Origin of the sequence: Shewanella sp. KJ2020, from assembly GCF_024197625.1 — a bacterium.
In the GTDB taxonomy this organism is placed as follows: domain Bacteria; phylum Pseudomonadota; class Gammaproteobacteria; order Enterobacterales; family Shewanellaceae; genus Shewanella.
Map to the genome: position 1 here is coordinate 23,051 of NZ_JAKUKD010000017.1, position 16,061 is coordinate 39,111.

Below are 16,061 nucleotides of genomic sequence, written 5' to 3' on the forward strand. Positions count from 1 at the left end.
TCAATGGAATTTGCGCCTTTTTCTTAGCGGCAATCGAGTACATTTCAAGCGAACCCAATCTCAAAGCTCAACACATCTTAACGCCAATCGCTTAAGCGCGGGTTCTAGCGACCGCATCCTGCCAACCTGCGTATAAGCTCCCCCGAGTCTGGGCGTCAATGTTGGGGATAAAATGCTTATCGATACAGGCCTTATGCTCAAGCTCTATCACACTCTCCCAAAAACCCACCGCCAGCCCAGCTAAGAATGCCGCGCCCAAAGCGGTTGTCTCACAAACGCTTGGCCTTAGCACTTCAACATCGGTAATATCCGCTTGAAACTGCATTAAAAAGTCATTGGCGACCGCGCCACCATCCACCTTCAAACGCTTAAGACTGACGCCGCTGTCTTTGATCATGGCATCGAGTAAATCTTTACTCTGGTAAGCGATGGATTCTAACGCCGCCCGAATAATATGATTACGATTGGCGCCACGGGTTAACCCAAATAGCGCGCCACGGGCATTGGGGTCCCAATAGGGCGCCCCGAGTCCGACAAAGGCGGGCACTAGATACACGCCATTGGTATCGGCAACCTTAGAGGCAAAATATTCGGTATCGCTGGCATCACGAATAAGCCCGAGTTCATCCCGCAGCCATTGAATAGTCGCACCGCCCATAAAGACGGAGCCTTCGAGGGCGTAGTTCACTTCGCCCTTCGGCCCCACGGCAACAGTGGTCAGTAACCCATGGTTAGAGCGCACCGCTTTGGTCCCGGTATTCATCAACAAAAAACAACCTGTGCCGTATGTATTCTTCGCCATGCCGGGCTCGACACATAACTGGCCAAAAAGCGCAGCCTGTTGATCCCCCGCCATCCCAGCGACTTGGATTTCACTGCCTTCACCGGCAATCCGTGTGGTGCCATACACGCTGCAGGAAGGTTTAACTTCGGGCAACAAAGATAAAGGAATGTCTAAGGCCTTAAGTAACTTATCATCCCAAGTCAGGCTATGGATATTGAACAACAAAGTGCGAGCAGCATTGGTGGGATCGGTGACATGCACTTTACCCTCGGTTAACTTCCACACCAGCCAAGTATCGATAGTGCCGAATAACAACTCACCGCGCTCGGCTTGCACACGGGCATTGGGCACATTATCCAGAATCCATTTAATCTTAGTGCCTGAAAAATAAGGGTCGAGCAACAGTCCAGTATTTTCACGCACATACTCTTCTAGCCCTTGAGCTTTGAGTTGCTCACAAATTTCAGAGCTACGCCGACACTGCCACACAATCGCATTGTAGACAGGTCTGCCAGTGGCCTTTTCCCAAATAACAGTAGTTTCCCGCTGATTGGTAATGCCAATCGCCGCCACTTCATCGCTGTGGATCCCCGCACGCGCCAGCGCTTCAACTAACACTGAACTTTGGCTTGCCCAAATCTCCATAGGATCGTGCTCGACCCAACCGGGATTAGGGTACAACTGGGTAAATTCCCGCTGGGACACGCTGACAATATTGGCATCGTGATCGAACACTATCGCCCTTGAGCTGGTCGTGCCTTGATCTAAGGCCACCACGTATTTTTTCTGCACGCTACTATCCTATCTGAACTCTCAGCCACCTTTTTATGCTGGCGAGAATTAACATGATCCACTACTTATGCAATGAATATATTCGCAATTTTCCGCTGTGACCAGCAATCAAGCCGTAAAACAAGATAACGCCATCATGCTATAGACATAAAAAAGCCCTGAATTTTCAGGGCGTTTTAAGACTACTAAGAACTTACATCTTATAGCTCATCTGGATACCCGCAAGCCACACATCACCGCTCGCTTCGCCGTTAAAGTTAACTGTCGCTAGGTTTAATAGATTTTGCTGTTCGTTGATGGGCGCATCGCCTGTTGCTTTGATATAGGTCACCGCGAAATCGACATTCAGCTGCTTAGTCGCCTGATAACCTGCGCCGACAGAGAACCACAGACGGTCTGAATCAGGAATCGTCGTCGTGCGCCACTCGTCCTGCGCCGCCGTTTTATCTAAAGCGACACCGGCACGCACTAACCAAGCATTATTGACTTGGTAAGTGGTTCCCAGCGCGAAGCGCCAGTTATCTTCGAAGTGTTCTTCTTTAACTAAATCAGACTCTAAACCGCCCTTAGGTTTAACCTCACCAGGGAAATATGCCACCAGCTGATCGAATACACTCCAATCGGTCCAGTTCACACTCGCATGCATGGCCCAGTTATCGGTCAGTTGGTGATGGGAAGCAAGCTCAGCAAAAGCGGGTAATTCAAGGGGTAAATACCCTTCGATAGACACATCTTGGCCGCCGGTATAAATCACACCTGAAGCATGACCATCTAGCTCTAATTTAACGCCACTGTGATACGCAAAACCTAAACGGTGAGCAGGGTTAATCTGCCAGCTTGCACCTAACTGCCAGCCGTAACCTACATCATCCCCCTCCATACTCTTAAGCTCAGTGCCTCCAGGAGGTAACATACCAGCAACCTGAGGAGGCAAAGCCGGTTTAATGCCATCGACCCAACCGGGTAATGAGGCACCAATTTCACCTTCACCATAAACTATCCGCACACCAGCACCGACGCTGACTGCGTCATTGATGCGGTAAGCAATATTGGGATTAAACTCAACGGTCGTTACCGAAGTCTTATTACCAAAAATAGCCGCGGCGTGGGTCGCAGGTAATTCAGTGGCGAGGCCATAGTTAGAGTTTACCGCTAGGCCCCAAGTCCATTGGTCATTTAGCTGATTTGAATAATAAAAGTTAGGTACCAGCGCATCATCGGCCACATCCAGTGCATCGCCACCTTTCATAACAACAGGATCTGGACCAAGCAACGGCGAGCTTAGGCTCACATCACCAGTCACATCGACATTTGGCATCACATAAATGCCACCCGCAGAGAGCTGACGACCTTCAAGGTAAGTTAGCATGGCTGGATTTCGACCTTGAGCCGAAGCGTTATCCGCCATAGCGGCTTCACCCGCAAAGGCGCGGCCTAAACCTGTGGCAGAATATTCGGCTAATTGAAAACCTGCGGCATGGAGTTGAGTCGTTGAATTTAACAAGGCTGCAGTGACAGCCAAAGTCAGAAGACGTTTTTGCATTATCATTCTCTAATCATCTTATTGTTATCTGTACTACTTAAATGAGTACTGCGGCATTCAGGCAAAATAGAGCAAACACTCCAGATTGAATGCGCAGCAGTTTACTTATGCAGAAGATGTTTGCAACCAAAGGAGATAAAACAGATGAAAAAACTAAATAAATTCCAATATTGGATACTTTTAGTGATAAAGATCAATATTCAAACATCAAAACACAGTCATCACTAGACTTAAAACTCGCTATTGGAGAAAACCACAAAAGCAACAAAAAACATAAACCCATTAATATCAGTAAATTACAAAAATAAAAACTATAAACAACTGTAACTCATTTTTCTTAGCCACATTTAGCATAAATCACTAACGTCTGAATGATTTTATATTTAGATAGTACAATCAGTTTAAATAAACATTAAATACAATACGTTAACTAATAGGCATTTAATAGGCAGCAACAAAAACGCCTAGATTTCCATCTAGGCGCATGATCAACATCCATCATCTGGTACAAATGTGCGCTGAAAGTTTAGCGGCGCCAACCTTCAATTTGAGTTTCATACCGTTCAATCTGCGCAGCGTGGGATAAGGTCAAGCCAATCGCATCTAAACCGTTGAGTAACTTATGTCTCGCCGACTCAGCCAGCGTAAAACTAAACTCTGCCCCCGACGGTGAAATCACTTTGCAGCTTGTGAGATCGACCGTGATTTGTGCACCTTCTTCCGCGGCCACTTCATCCATCAACTGACGCACCTCTGCATGGGTTAACGCTACAGGCAATAGGCCATTATTGATTGAGTTACCGTAAAAAATATCGGCAAAACTGGGCGCTATAATGGCGCGCAAACCAAAGTCCGCCAGCGCCCAAGGCGCATGTTCTCGGCTCGAGCCACAACCAAAGTTCTCCTGCGCCAACAGAATCGACGCACCTTTATAACGGGGTTGATTTAATGAAAACTCAAGATTGGGCACATCGCCCGCCTCATCTAAATAGCGCCAGTCGTGGAATAAATGCACGCCAAAACCATCGCGCGTCACCTTAGACAAAAACTGTTTCGGAATGATCTGATCCGTATCGATATTGGTGCTGTCTATCATGACCGCAAGCCCGCTATGGGTCGTAAAAGGTTGCATTAACTTCTCCTCTTGGGTTTACGGTTATTAGTAAGGTTTACGAATATCGACAAAATGCCCTGCCACCGCAGCGGCTGCGGCCATTGCTGGACTCACCAAATGGGTGCGACTGCCGCGACCTTGGCGCCCTTCGAAATTACGATTACTGGTCGACGCGCAGCGATCACCCGCTTCTAATCTGTCATCGTTCATCGCCAAACACATGGAACAGCCCGGTAAACGCCACTCAAACCCAGCTTCGATAAAGATTTTATCTAAGCCTTCGGCTTCGGCTTGGGCTTTCACTTGGCCAGAACCTGGAACGACAATCGCGGTGACGCCACTCGCGACTTTACGGCCTTTAGCATGCACGGCAGCGCTGCGTAAATCTTCAATCCGTGAGTTAGTGCATGAACCGATAAATACCTTGTTGATACTGATATCCGTCATCGGCGTACCCGCACTCAGGCCAATGTATTCTAGGGCCTTTTCCATGCTAGCTCGGGTCGTTGGATTAGCTTCATCAAGAGGATTTGGCACTTTGCCATCGATTTCCACGACTTGGCCAGGGTTAGTGCCCCAGGTCAATTGCGGTGCGATATCGGCGGCATCGAGTACCACAGTTGCATCAAATACGGCGCCGTCATCGGTTTTAATGCTTTTCCAGTAAGCGACAGCCTCTGCCCAATCTTCCCCCTTTGGCGCAAACTCGCGGCCTGCTAAATAATCGAAAGTGGTTTGATCCGGCGCGACCATGCCCGCCTTAGCGCCCATCTCAATCGCCATGTTGCACACTGTCATGCGGCCTTCCATCGACAGGGCTTCAATCGCCTCGCCGCAGAACTCCACCACGTAGCCCGTGCCACCATCCATGCCGATTTTACCAATAATAGCGAGGACGATATCTTTGGCGGTCACGCCATCGGTGACATGGCCACGCACTTCAATCTTCATGGTTTTCGCTTTTAACTGACGTAGGGTTTGCGTCGCTAACACGTGCTCAACTTCAGATGTACCAATCCCAAACGCCAATGCGCCAAAGGCGCCATGGGTAGCGGTATGGGAATCGCCGCAGACAATCACAGTGCCGGGTAAGGTAATCCCCAACTCAGGCCCCATCACATGCACAATCCCTTGATTAGGATGGTGAATGTCATATAAGCGCACACCAAAGTCTCTACAATTTTGCGCTAGAGTTTCTACCTGAGTGCGCGCCATTGGGCTTAGGGCATCTAAGCTAGCGCTACGGGTCGAAGTGTTGTGATCCATGGTGGCGAAGGTTTTCTCAGGGGCGCGTAACTTACGCCCCGCCACTTTTAAGCCACTGAATGCTTGGGGAGAAGTCACTTCATGGACTAAATGTCTGTCGACATAAATGATCGGCGCTTCACCTTCTGGAGTCGCGACAACGTGGGCATCCCATACTTTTTGATATAAGGTCTTTGCGTTCGTCATTACACACCTGCCTTTATTGCATTGGCGATAAAGTCACCCATCTCGCGAGTGGATTTCGCTTGGCTACGCTTGTCGCTGCTCAATAGCTCACCAGTTAAGTAGCCAGAATTTAATGCTTTGCTTACGGCACGCTCAATCGCACAGGCGGCTTCTTCTTGCTTTAAGCTGTGGCGCAACATTAATGCCGCCGACAGAATTTGGGCGATAGGGTTTGCAATGCCTTTGCCCGCGATATCCGGTGCGCTGCCACCCGCGGGTTCAAATAAACCAAAGCCAGTGCTGTTCATGCTCGCCGAGGACAACAAGCCCATAGAGCCCGTTAACATCGCGATTTCATCGGATAAAATGTCACCGAACAGGTTAGAACATAGCATCACATCAAACTCATCGGGACGGCGCAGCAATTGCATAGTCGCATTATCGATATAGATATGTTCCAGCTCGACATCGGGGAAGTCCACCGCGACTTCTTCTACCACTTGGCGCCATAACACTGAACAAGCCAGTACGTTGGCTTTATCCACTGAGGTCACTTTTTTACGGCGACCACGGGCCGCTTCGAAGGCGATGCGGGCGATACGGCTAATTTCGCGGCGGCTATAACGCATGGTATCGAAGGCTTCTTCATTTTCGCCTTCACCTTGGCGGCCCTTTGGCTTACCAAAATAAATGCCGCCGGTTAACTCACGCACACATAAGACATCAAAGCCACGGGCGGAAATATCGCTACGCAGCGGCGACATATGTTCTAAGCCATCGTGCAATTTAGCTGGGCGCAGATTACAAAACAGTTCGAAGTGACCACGCAGTGGCAATAGCGCACCGCGCTCAGGTTGTTCATTTGGCGGTAACTTTTCCCACTTAGGACCGCCTACCGAACCAAACAGGATCGCATCGGCCGCTTCACAGCCCTTTAGCGTGGCATCAGGTAGTGGGCAACCGTGGTTATCAATGGCAATACCGCCAACATCGAATTCAGTGTATTCGATACTCAAATCGAAACGCGCTTCAACCTCACGCAGCACTTTACGCGCTTCTGCCATCACTTCTGGGCCGATCCCATCCCCTGCTAATACTGCTATTTGATAACTCATACGCCAGCCAACTCCTTTAAATGTAAATGCTTTATGCTCGACCTTGCTATTCTTTGGATGCTTTTAGCGACTAGACGCCACCTAGCTCTCGATTTTTTTGCATGCTTTGTTTGTAATCGGCAACCTTATCTGCGCGGCAGGTGAGGTTCATCACATGCACTAAAGCGCGCGCCGAGGCCTCAACCACATCTGTAGCTAAACCCACGCCATGGAAATTTTGCTCATGGTAAACGGCGGTAATGTCCACTTGACCTAAGGCGTTTTGGCCCACACCCTTAGCACCTAACTTGTAGCTGATGATATCGATTCGACGATCGGTTGCGCGGGCAATCGCGTTATAGGCAGCATCGACGGGACCATTACCGGTTGCGGCTTCGGTTTTAACTTCGCCGCCCACTTCGATACGCACAGTAGCTGTGGCAACGCCTTCGGTAGAGTCAGACTGCACCACTAATTGCTGCAATTGATAGTGATTATCTTCTTCGGCCTGCGCTTCCATAAAGGCCAAGGCTTCTAAATCATAATCAAATACTTGGCCTTTTTTATCTGCCAATTTTAGAAACTCTTCATACAGAGTATCCATATTGTAATCGTGCTCGCTATAGCCCATTTCTTCCATGCGATGCTTGATCACATGGCGACCCGAGCGCGAGGTCATATTTAAGTTATTGCGATTCAAACCTATGCTTTCTGGCGTCATGATTTCATAGGTATTTTGCGCTTTTAACATACCATCCTGATGGATGCCCGACGAATGGGTAAAGGCATTGGCACCGACAATCGCCTTGTTTGCCTGCACTGGCATATTGCATAACTGGCTGACTAAATTAGAAGTACGGTGGATTTCTTTGGCATTAATGCCGGTTTCTAGCCCTAACATCCCCTTACGTGTCGCTAAAATCATAGCGATCTCTTCCAATGAACAGTTACCCGCACGCTCACCTATACCATTGATGGTACATTCAATTTGACGGGCACCGTGCTGCACTGCGGTTATCGAGTTCGCCACAGATAAACCTAAGTCATCGTGGCAATGCACTGAGATCACCGCTTGGTCGATATTCGGCACACGGTTAAACAGGGTTTGGATAATAGTGCCAAACTCGCTGGGCACTGTGTAACCGACCGTATCGGGAATGTTAATGGTGCGCGCGCCTGCACGAATGGCTGCTTCCACCATACGGCACAGATTATCGATGGGCGTACGCCCCGCATCCTCACAGGAAAACTCCACATCGTCGGTAAAACGGCGGGCGTATTTCACTGCGCCTACGGCCATCTCTAACACTTGGTCAAAGGAGCGCTTCAACTTGCTCTCAACGTGAATCGTCGAGGTCGAGATAAAGGTATGAATACGGAATTGATCTGCAACAGACAAGGCCTGCGCCGCGGCATCTATGTCCTTTTCCAATGCACGGGATAATGCACAAACGCGGCTATTTGTAATGGTACGCGCTATGGTCTGCACTGACTCAAAATCACCGGGTGATGACACAGGAAAGCCCACTTCCATCACATCAACACCTAGACGTTCCAGCGCCATGGCGATCTGTAGTTTTTCTTTGACCGACAAACTTGCGGCTAACGCCTGCTCACCATCCCGCAAGGTAGTATCAAATATAATTACTCTGTTAGACATCTCGCTTCTCCATGGAACGTCACCGTTCGTTAGTTAATTTTTGCCGTATTCAGATACAAAAAACCCCGCAACATTGGTGCGGGGTTTGTGAATGCTTTGCCTATTTATCGAGCGTGCAACACTAAGACCTCCGCGTATATACCGCGAGGAGAGAGAGGAGGAGGTCGAGTTTGCGGTAAATTCTATTCATTTAATTTAAATATTTATTCTGTTCAAATAATCTAGGACGGTTAATATTTAACTTGCCTAGCCAAGAGTGTCAACCCTAATTTTTTCATGTTCCACTGATTTTTTCGTCCCAAAGCAAATGTTGGCGCGTTTTATTCGTAAAAAAGTGATCACCCCCCCATAATTAACCCGCTGTTAGTGCAGAAAAATCGATACAATGTGTAGGCTTACGCCCTGAAGAAAAAAACAGTTTTTTATGCAAAAAATGATTTGGAAAAGTTATAATCGCCGCCCTCAGTTATGGATATTTGATTAAACGCATTTTATGGAGCAAAAAATGGATTTTCGCATCTTTGCGCTGAGCCTGCTGTTATGGCTGTTTCCCTATGGGGCCAGTGCTAGCGAACAACTAGATGAGTTAACGGCACTTATCTATCAGTATCCAGCGAAAGCCTTCTCTCAGATTTCCACATTAGAAAAGCAACAAACTCCTGAAAACTCAACAGATATCGATAGGTTGCGCGTTAGCATTCTAAAATGCCAAAACCTACTGCAATTAGGTGAGAATGAAGCTGCCATTAATCTCGCTCAATTAGGGGAGGCAAAAGCAAAACAACTCAAACTAGATCAAGCACGCCCCTATTTTTTGATTTGCCAAGCAGACGCCAACCTCAACTATAATAATATTCAAAATGCCCTACCTTTGCTCGACTCGGCGATCACCCTAGCCCGCCGCTATCAACAACCCCAAGCACTCGTTGATGCCCTGCGCCTACGGGGGCAACTCGATACTGATACCGATAATTTCTCGTCTGCTATTGAAGATTTACGGCTCGCTATCGATATTTACCCTGATCTTCATACTCAAACCCAAAATTGGGTGTGGCCACCGCAAGCCTATATTTATGCGGCCATGGGCAATTTACTCTATGCTACCCATGATTTTCCCCAGGCCATGTATTATACAAATCTAGGAATACAAAGCCCTGATGCCAAAGGGAAAGTGTTACACATCATTCTACGTAATGCGGCCAGAATAGCTTTTGATAATCAAGAGTTCGCTTACAGTGATCAACTAGAACAACAGTCTAAAGCCCTTTTGCCTGAACTCGGCTCGCCACTAGAACTTGCCTACAGCTATGCCATTTTGGCCTCGATCTCGCTCGATAAAGGCCGTATCGACACAGCAGAAGAATACCTTTCTATCGCCATCAATACCTTCAAAAAACAAAACCAGCTATTGGCAATGATGCGTTCGACTCGACTGTTAGCTCAAATACGCTTTGCCCAAAATCAAGACGAAGCAGCCTTAATCCTAATGAAATCCGCTATTGAGCAGGGAGAAAGTTTAAAGCAGTACTCAGATCTAAAATGGTTCTATGGAATTTTGGATGATTATTACACTAAGAAAGAGGATTTTCAGCAGGCCCATGCATACTTACTTAAACGCTTTGAAGTTGCTGAACTTGCAAATCAGGTAATGAACCATACACGCATTTTGCAGTTCAAAGCCCGCCTCAATCAGCAAGATATCCAACAAGTAACAACGGACAGCATCATCAGTAATCCTTCTCTTATTCAAGAACTGGATCTGGATTGGGCGTATAGCACGCTCTTTTTGGTGATCATGGCAGTATTAGGCGGCGCTATTTGGTATTTCATCGATAAGCAGAATAATCGCGCCCCAAGTTCAACGATAGACGAGCAACCACTCTCACCATTAGAACAACTCAAAATGGCGCTCCACAGCGCAAAACAGGGAAATTACCCACTGACGTTATTACTTTTTAACGCGAGTCAGATACGTCAGGTTGATATGTCACCGCTCCAAGATGAATTGCTGCACAAACTGCGCGAGCAGGACAAACTCATTCGTTATTCTATGGATGAAATTATCATCCTCCTCCCCCACACGTCGACGATGGGCGCCCAGCGGGTGGTCAATCAATTAACGGCAGCCATTCAACCCTGGCAGGGTTCAAGCAGAGTCAATATTGGCATAGCTGCGTTACAACAATTTGATACCTTAGAGTCGTTAATAAAACGTGCGAGTATTAATCAACTGGGGAAATTGAAAGTAGGGGAATCCCCTCAAAATCACTATTCTCCCGCTAAGTAAGCGGCAATTTCATCGAGAAATGCGTCACCAAAACGACTCAATTTACGCTCGCCAACGCCGTTGACTGCAAGCATTTCTCCTGCGCTGGTTGGCATCATGGCCGCCATTTCCGCAAGCGTCGCATCGTTAAACACTAAATACGGCGGTACATCCTGTTGTTCGGCAATGGTTCGACGCAATAGCTTCAGCCGTGCAAATAATTTTCGGTCGTAATTGAGTGGCGCCTTAGATTGCCCGGCTTTACGCTTGGTTGTTGTCAGCGAAATACGAGGCTCGGCTAACATTAAGGCGACCTCCCCCTTGAGAATGGGTCGCGCTGAAGGGTTTAAGGTAATAGACGAACCTCGAGTCACATCTTGACTCGCCAGTCCCAGATGAATGAGTTGACGGATCACACTCAACCAATACTCATGGCTCTTGTCTTTACCAATCCCCCAAGTCGTGAGTTTATCATGGCCCCTGTCGACTATTGGTGCACCTTTCGAACCTCGCAATACTTCGATTAAGTGATTGATACCGAATCGTTGCCCTAGTCGATAAATACACGACAGCACCTTTTGCGCATCTTCGGTGCCGTTATAGCGCTTAGGCGGATCGAGACAAATATCGCAGTTACCACATGGCTCTAATGCACTTTCATCAAAGTAATGCAGCAACACTTGGCGTCGACAGGTTTGTGCCTCGGCAAACGCTGCCATGGTATTGAGTTTATGGAATTCGACCTGCTGTTGCGGCCCAGGTTCGGACTGTTCAATCAAATGCCTGACCCGGCCAATATCGGCGGGGTCAAACAACATAAAGGCTTCAGCATCGAGCCCATCTCGGCCCGCCCGGCCCGTTTCTTGATAATAGGCTTCTATACTCTTAGGAATATCGTAATGCACCACAAACCGTACGTTTGACTTGTTGATCCCCATACCGAAAGCCACAGTGGCGACCACGATATCAATTTGATCTTTAAGAAAACTGTCCTGCACGGCACCACGGTCTTCCTGGGTCATTCCCGCATGGTAAGCCTTAGCATTAAAACCTTGCAGGCATAAACGATCGGCCACTTCATCGACACGGCGGCGGCTACTGCAATAAATAATCCCACTGCTACCATTCTGTTGTAGTAGAAAATGTCGTAACTGATTAGCAGCATTGAGTTTTTCAGCTACTGTATAGCGAATATTCGGCCGATCAAAACTTGATAATAGTCGGTAAGGATCGATACCTAAACGCTCACAAATACTCTGCCGAGTCGCCTGATCCGCAGTCGCCGTTAACGCCATCATAGGTACATAGGGAAACAATTGTTTTAACTGGCCAAGCGCGGCATATTCAGGGCGAAAATCATGACCCCACTGACTGATACAATGTGCCTCATCGATGGCAAACATTGCCAGCTGGAGCGACTGCATGCGCTCAATAAAATCAGCGGTTAATAAGCGCTCAGGTGATACATAGAGCAGTTTTAACTCACCGTGGCGTAACTGCCGTAACACTTCGGCACTCTGCTCGCGCGGCAAAGAAGAATTGAGATAAGCCGCAGCGACACCGGTTTGCAACAGACTATCGACTTGGTCTTTCATCAAAGAAATCAATGGGGAGACGACAATAGTAATGCCATCCATCAGCAGCGCGGGCAATTGGTAGCACAGGCTCTTACCGCCGCCCGTAGGCATAATCACTAAGCAATCTTGCCCACTACATACACGCTCAATGACCTCTCGCTGGCCATCTCGAAAGTCACGGTAACCAAATACCTGTGCGAGGCGCTGGGAAAGGGGATCATCATGTATGTTGAGTAAAGGCGTTTCCATGGATCTGCTATCTAAAAAGTGAGGGGCTTATTCTAAAGGACTGAACCGCTCCTGTCTTGCGTCAATATCGGATCCTCCGCTGGTGCGGCTTTCGCTAAGCTGTAGAGTTGCATTTATCGTTAGCTTCACTGTAGATTAATTGCTCTAGCCGCACTTACCGATAGATTAAGTGTCGATAATAAATCCAATTAAGCCGAATTTCGCCACAAGGATGAACATAATGACGACCCAGATCCAAGCAGAGGTATTAAAACGTGTCGCAGAAGTATTTGATAAGCATGTACCTTTTCATAATCTGCTCGGGCTCGATATTAAGCGCTACGATATCGATGGCGTAGAGGTGGTCATCAATATGAAACCAGAACTTATCGGCAATATTCATCAACAAATTCTCCATGGTGGTGTCACTGCAACTGTACTGGATGTGGTTGGTGGACTCACAGCTTTTGCAGGCTTAGTCGCCAGCCGTGATGATTGGACAATCGAAGAATTACAGCAACGCCTGCAAACGCTTGGGACGATTGATATGCGGGTCGATTATCTGCGGCCGGGGCGCGGCCTCACTTTTACGGGCACAGGTAGCGTCATCCGAGCGGGTAACCGAGTGTCAGTATGTCGCATGGAATTGCATAATGAGCAAGGCACGCATATCGCTTTTGGGACAGGGACTTATATGGTGGGTTAGCGGGCTCACTCGCGATGCTCATCTACGGGCTAACCTCAAAACAGACTGAAGACAATATTCATACTAATCAATCAATTACAATATAAAAATATTAGCTCAAGCCTTTGATTGAGATATTCTGTAACGAAAGAACCCTGCGAATTCCTTGAGTCAGTAGACAGACACACCTACAATCGCGGTCTCGTTGTCCTTCGAAGATATCTCATGCCAGATTTTGAATACCGCAAAGGGATCCTACTCGCCGTCAGTGCATACTGTATGTGGGGTTTTGCACCTTTATATTTCAAGTTACTCCACCATGTTTCCGCCACCGAAATATTGCTCCACCGCGTCATTTGGTCATTTGTGTTTATGCTGATCATCATGCAATTTATCGGCGGATTTTCTCGACTACGCTTGCTATTCAAGCAACCTAAACAGCTAATAGTACTCGCCATTACCTCTATCTTAATCGCAGGGAATTGGTTGCTATTTATTTGGGCGGTGAATAACGATCATATGCTTGATGCCAGCTTAGGCTACTTTATCAACCCACTGTTGAATGTATTGCTGGGCATGCTGTTTTTAGGGGAAAGGTTACGTAAATTGCAATGGTTTGCGGTCGCACTCGCCAGCGCAGGCGTGTTGATCCAGCTGATCTCATTTGGCTCAATTCCCATTGTCTCACTGGCACTTGCCGGCACCTTTGGCTTCTATGCACTGCTGCGAAAGAAGGTCAATGTGGACGCCAAGGCTGGCCTATTAGTTGAAACCGCAGTGCTATTACCGGTTGCGTTAATTTATCTTATTGCAACGCTGGATACCGCAACCGCCAACATGCTAACCAATGATTGGCACTTAAACTTACTGCTTATCGCTGCGGGGATTGTGACCACGATTCCACTGCTGTGTTTTGCGGGGGCGGCGGTTCGCATTCCATTGTCTATGCTCGGCTTTTTCCAATATATCGGCCCGAGCATTATGTTTATTCTCGCAGTGAGCCTATTTAATGAGCCCTTCGATGCCGAAAAAGGGGTGACCTTCGGCTTTATCTGGAGCGCGCTGCTCGTCTTTACCTTAGATATGGCCTATAAACGCAAAACGGCGTAAACATTATCACGCCAACAAAACAGTTACTGAAGTGATGACATAATCACTTCTGTAACTGTGCTAAAAATTCAATCCCTTGTGGCACTGTCAGTAATAAACTGTAGCCTTTTGTGTCAACAAAAATGCCAGCACTCGGCTGGCATTAATAATAAAGTTGTACTTTAAGCTTATAGATCGAGGGCGAGAATTTTTGAACGGCGCTGATAGTTATACAGCTGCTTTTTCTTCTGCGGCAGCGCTTCCACATCTTCAATCACAAAACCATGCTCTAAAAACCAGTGAATGCTGCGTGTTGTCAGCGCGAACAAGCGTGAATAACCACGGCTGCGCGCCTGGCCAATAATATTCTTCAGCAGCAGGCTACCTCTGTCGGCATCGCGATAATCGGGATGCACCACAAGACAAGCAAACTCACCGGCATTATCTTCTTCAAAAGGATAAAGCGCGGCACAGCCAATCACTAAGCCATCGCGCTCAATCAGCATAAACTGCTCGATTTCAATCTCGAGTTGCTCACGGCTACGGCGCACCAGAATGCCTTGCTCCTCCAATGGACGGATAAGGTTCAACACCCCACCGATATCGGCGATCGAAGCACGGCGTAATCGCTCGGCACTTTCAGTCACAATTTGAGTACCAATACCTTCACGGGAGAACAGTTCCTGCAGCAGCGCACCATCTTCGAGATAGCTGACTAAATGACAGCGTGGTACACCATTGCGACAGGCATCGATACTCGCCTTCAAGAAGGCCATTGTGCCCACACAGGCAGAGCCTTGCTCGGCAAGCTTATTGAGAATGTTCTGCGCATCATTGGGCATTAACTCGGCAATCACATCACCATTACGGTCGAGGATGCCGTTCTGCGAACTAAAGCCAATCATCTTATCGGCTTTAAGCTTAATCGCCACTTGAGTAGCAATCTCTTCCGCCGTTAAGTTAAAGCTTTCACCGGTAACCGAAGCGGCAATCGGCCCCATCAATACGATACAGTGGTTGTCGAGCTGACGTTTCAAACCTTGAGCATCAATCCGGCGTACTTTACCGCTCAGGCAAAAATCCACGCCATTATCCACACCCAGCGGCTGGGCAATCACAAAGTTGCCACTCACTAAGTTAATTTGCGCGCCCTGCATTGGAGTGTTACTTAAACTCATGGATAAACGTGCGGTGATATCAAACTGCAGCGCACCCGCCACCTGTTTGATCACTTTGAGAGAGTCTTCATCCGTGATGCGTACACCATCATGGTAGGCAGGTTCAATACCGTTGGCCGCCAGCGCAGCATCTATCTGCGGCCTAGCGCCATATACCAATACGACTTTAATCCCTAAACTGTGCAGCAAAGCGACATCATTTAAGATGGCGCGAAATTGATTTTGAGCCAAAGCTTCGCCACCCAGCATGACCACAAAAGTTTTACCTCTGTGAGCATTAACATAGGGGGCAGAATGACGAAATCCATCAACCAGTTCAGTGGTACGCACGCGTTATTTACACCTCATTTTTGAGCTGGCAACGTCACTATGAACACGCCAGGAATGAATCGTTAAGTTTCGCGTATGGTATTGCATTTTAATTCACATATAAAGAATTTATTCTCATTAAAATGCAGTTTTAATACATTAAAGTGCTTACATTCGCACAATTTTACACTTTCAGTAAGTGTTTACATTTTTTTAACTGTACGGCACAAAATTCTAAGACTTAAGTTTGCGATAAAATTATCTCAGCTTGATGACTGGCAGCTAAAAAACGCAAAAAAAAAGCCCCTTAA

General features: G+C 47.6%; 11 protein-coding genes. 3 read left to right on the plus strand and 8 right to left on the minus strand.

Going from position 1 to position 16,061, the window contains the following annotated elements; translation table 11 throughout:
• Window positions 1-91: 91 nt before the first annotated feature.
• The 6 genes from glpK to leuA form a co-directional block, all read right to left on the minus strand.
• Window positions 92-1,576 (minus strand): glycerol kinase GlpK, encoded by a 1,485-nt coding sequence (glpK, locus tag MJO46_RS10770; RefSeq protein WP_253989310.1) that lies wholly within the window; start codon window positions 1,574-1,576, stop codon window positions 92-94.
• Between the two features lie 193 nt (window positions 1,577-1,769).
• Window positions 1,770-3,119 carry an outer membrane protein transport protein gene (locus MJO46_RS10775; RefSeq protein ID WP_253989311.1) on the minus strand — a complete coding sequence of 450 codons (1,350 nt, stop codon included), beginning with the start codon at window positions 3,117-3,119 and terminating at the stop codon, window positions 1,770-1,772.
• Window positions 3,120-3,645: 526 nt separating this feature from the next.
• Complete coding sequence (gene leuD, locus MJO46_RS10780; protein ID WP_253989312.1) at window positions 3,646-4,251, minus strand: 3-isopropylmalate dehydratase small subunit; 606 nt, start codon at window positions 4,249-4,251, stop codon at window positions 3,646-3,648.
• A 27-nt stretch (window positions 4,252-4,278) separates the two neighbouring features.
• A complete protein-coding gene (gene leuC / locus MJO46_RS10785) occupies window positions 4,279-5,685 on the minus strand; it encodes a 3-isopropylmalate dehydratase large subunit (protein WP_253989313.1) in 1,407 nt (468 codons plus the stop codon).
• Window positions 5,685-6,779, minus strand: coding sequence for a 3-isopropylmalate dehydrogenase (leuB, locus tag MJO46_RS10790; RefSeq protein WP_253989314.1), 1,095 nt, complete (start codon window positions 6,777-6,779; stop codon window positions 5,685-5,687). Before leuB ends, leuC begins: the two co-directional genes overlap by 1 nt.
• A 70-nt stretch (window positions 6,780-6,849) precedes the next feature.
• Window positions 6,850-8,418 carry a 2-isopropylmalate synthase gene (gene leuA / locus MJO46_RS10795; protein ID WP_253989315.1) on the minus strand — a complete coding sequence of 523 codons (1,569 nt, stop codon included), beginning with the start codon at window positions 8,416-8,418 and terminating at the stop codon, window positions 6,850-6,852.
• A gap of 505 nt (window positions 8,419-8,923) precedes the next feature.
• On the opposite strand from leuA, the gene MJO46_RS10800 reads away from it, so the two are divergent.
• Complete coding sequence (locus MJO46_RS10800) at window positions 8,924-10,705, plus strand: diguanylate cyclase (protein WP_253989316.1); 1,782 nt, start codon at window positions 8,924-8,926, stop codon at window positions 10,703-10,705.
• Here the strand turns inward: MJO46_RS10800 and recQ are convergent.
• A complete protein-coding gene (gene recQ, locus MJO46_RS10805; protein ID WP_253989317.1) occupies window positions 10,687-12,510 on the minus strand; it encodes a DNA helicase RecQ in 1,824 nt (607 codons plus the stop codon). The two genes, MJO46_RS10800 and recQ, sit on opposite strands and share 19 nt — an antisense overlap.
• A gap of 220 nt (window positions 12,511-12,730) precedes the next feature.
• Between recQ and MJO46_RS10810 the strand changes: the two genes are divergently transcribed.
• Both MJO46_RS10810 and rarD read left to right on the plus strand, forming a co-directional pair.
• Window positions 12,731-13,195, plus strand: a complete 465-nt coding sequence (locus MJO46_RS10810) for a thioesterase family protein (RefSeq protein WP_198782040.1) — start codon at window positions 12,731-12,733, stop codon at window positions 13,193-13,195.
• A gap of 204 nt (window positions 13,196-13,399) precedes the next feature.
• Window positions 13,400-14,284, plus strand: coding sequence for an EamA family transporter RarD (rarD, locus tag MJO46_RS10815; RefSeq protein ID WP_198782039.1), 885 nt, complete (start codon window positions 13,400-13,402; stop codon window positions 14,282-14,284).
• 167 nt (window positions 14,285-14,451) lie between these two features.
• Here rarD and argA read toward each other — a convergent pair whose 3' ends face one another.
• Window positions 14,452-15,771: an amino-acid N-acetyltransferase gene (argA, locus tag MJO46_RS10820; protein ID WP_198782037.1), complete on the minus strand. Its 1,320-nt coding sequence runs from the start codon at window positions 15,769-15,771 to the stop codon at window positions 14,452-14,454.
• Between the last annotated feature and the right edge of the window lie 290 nt (window positions 15,772-16,061).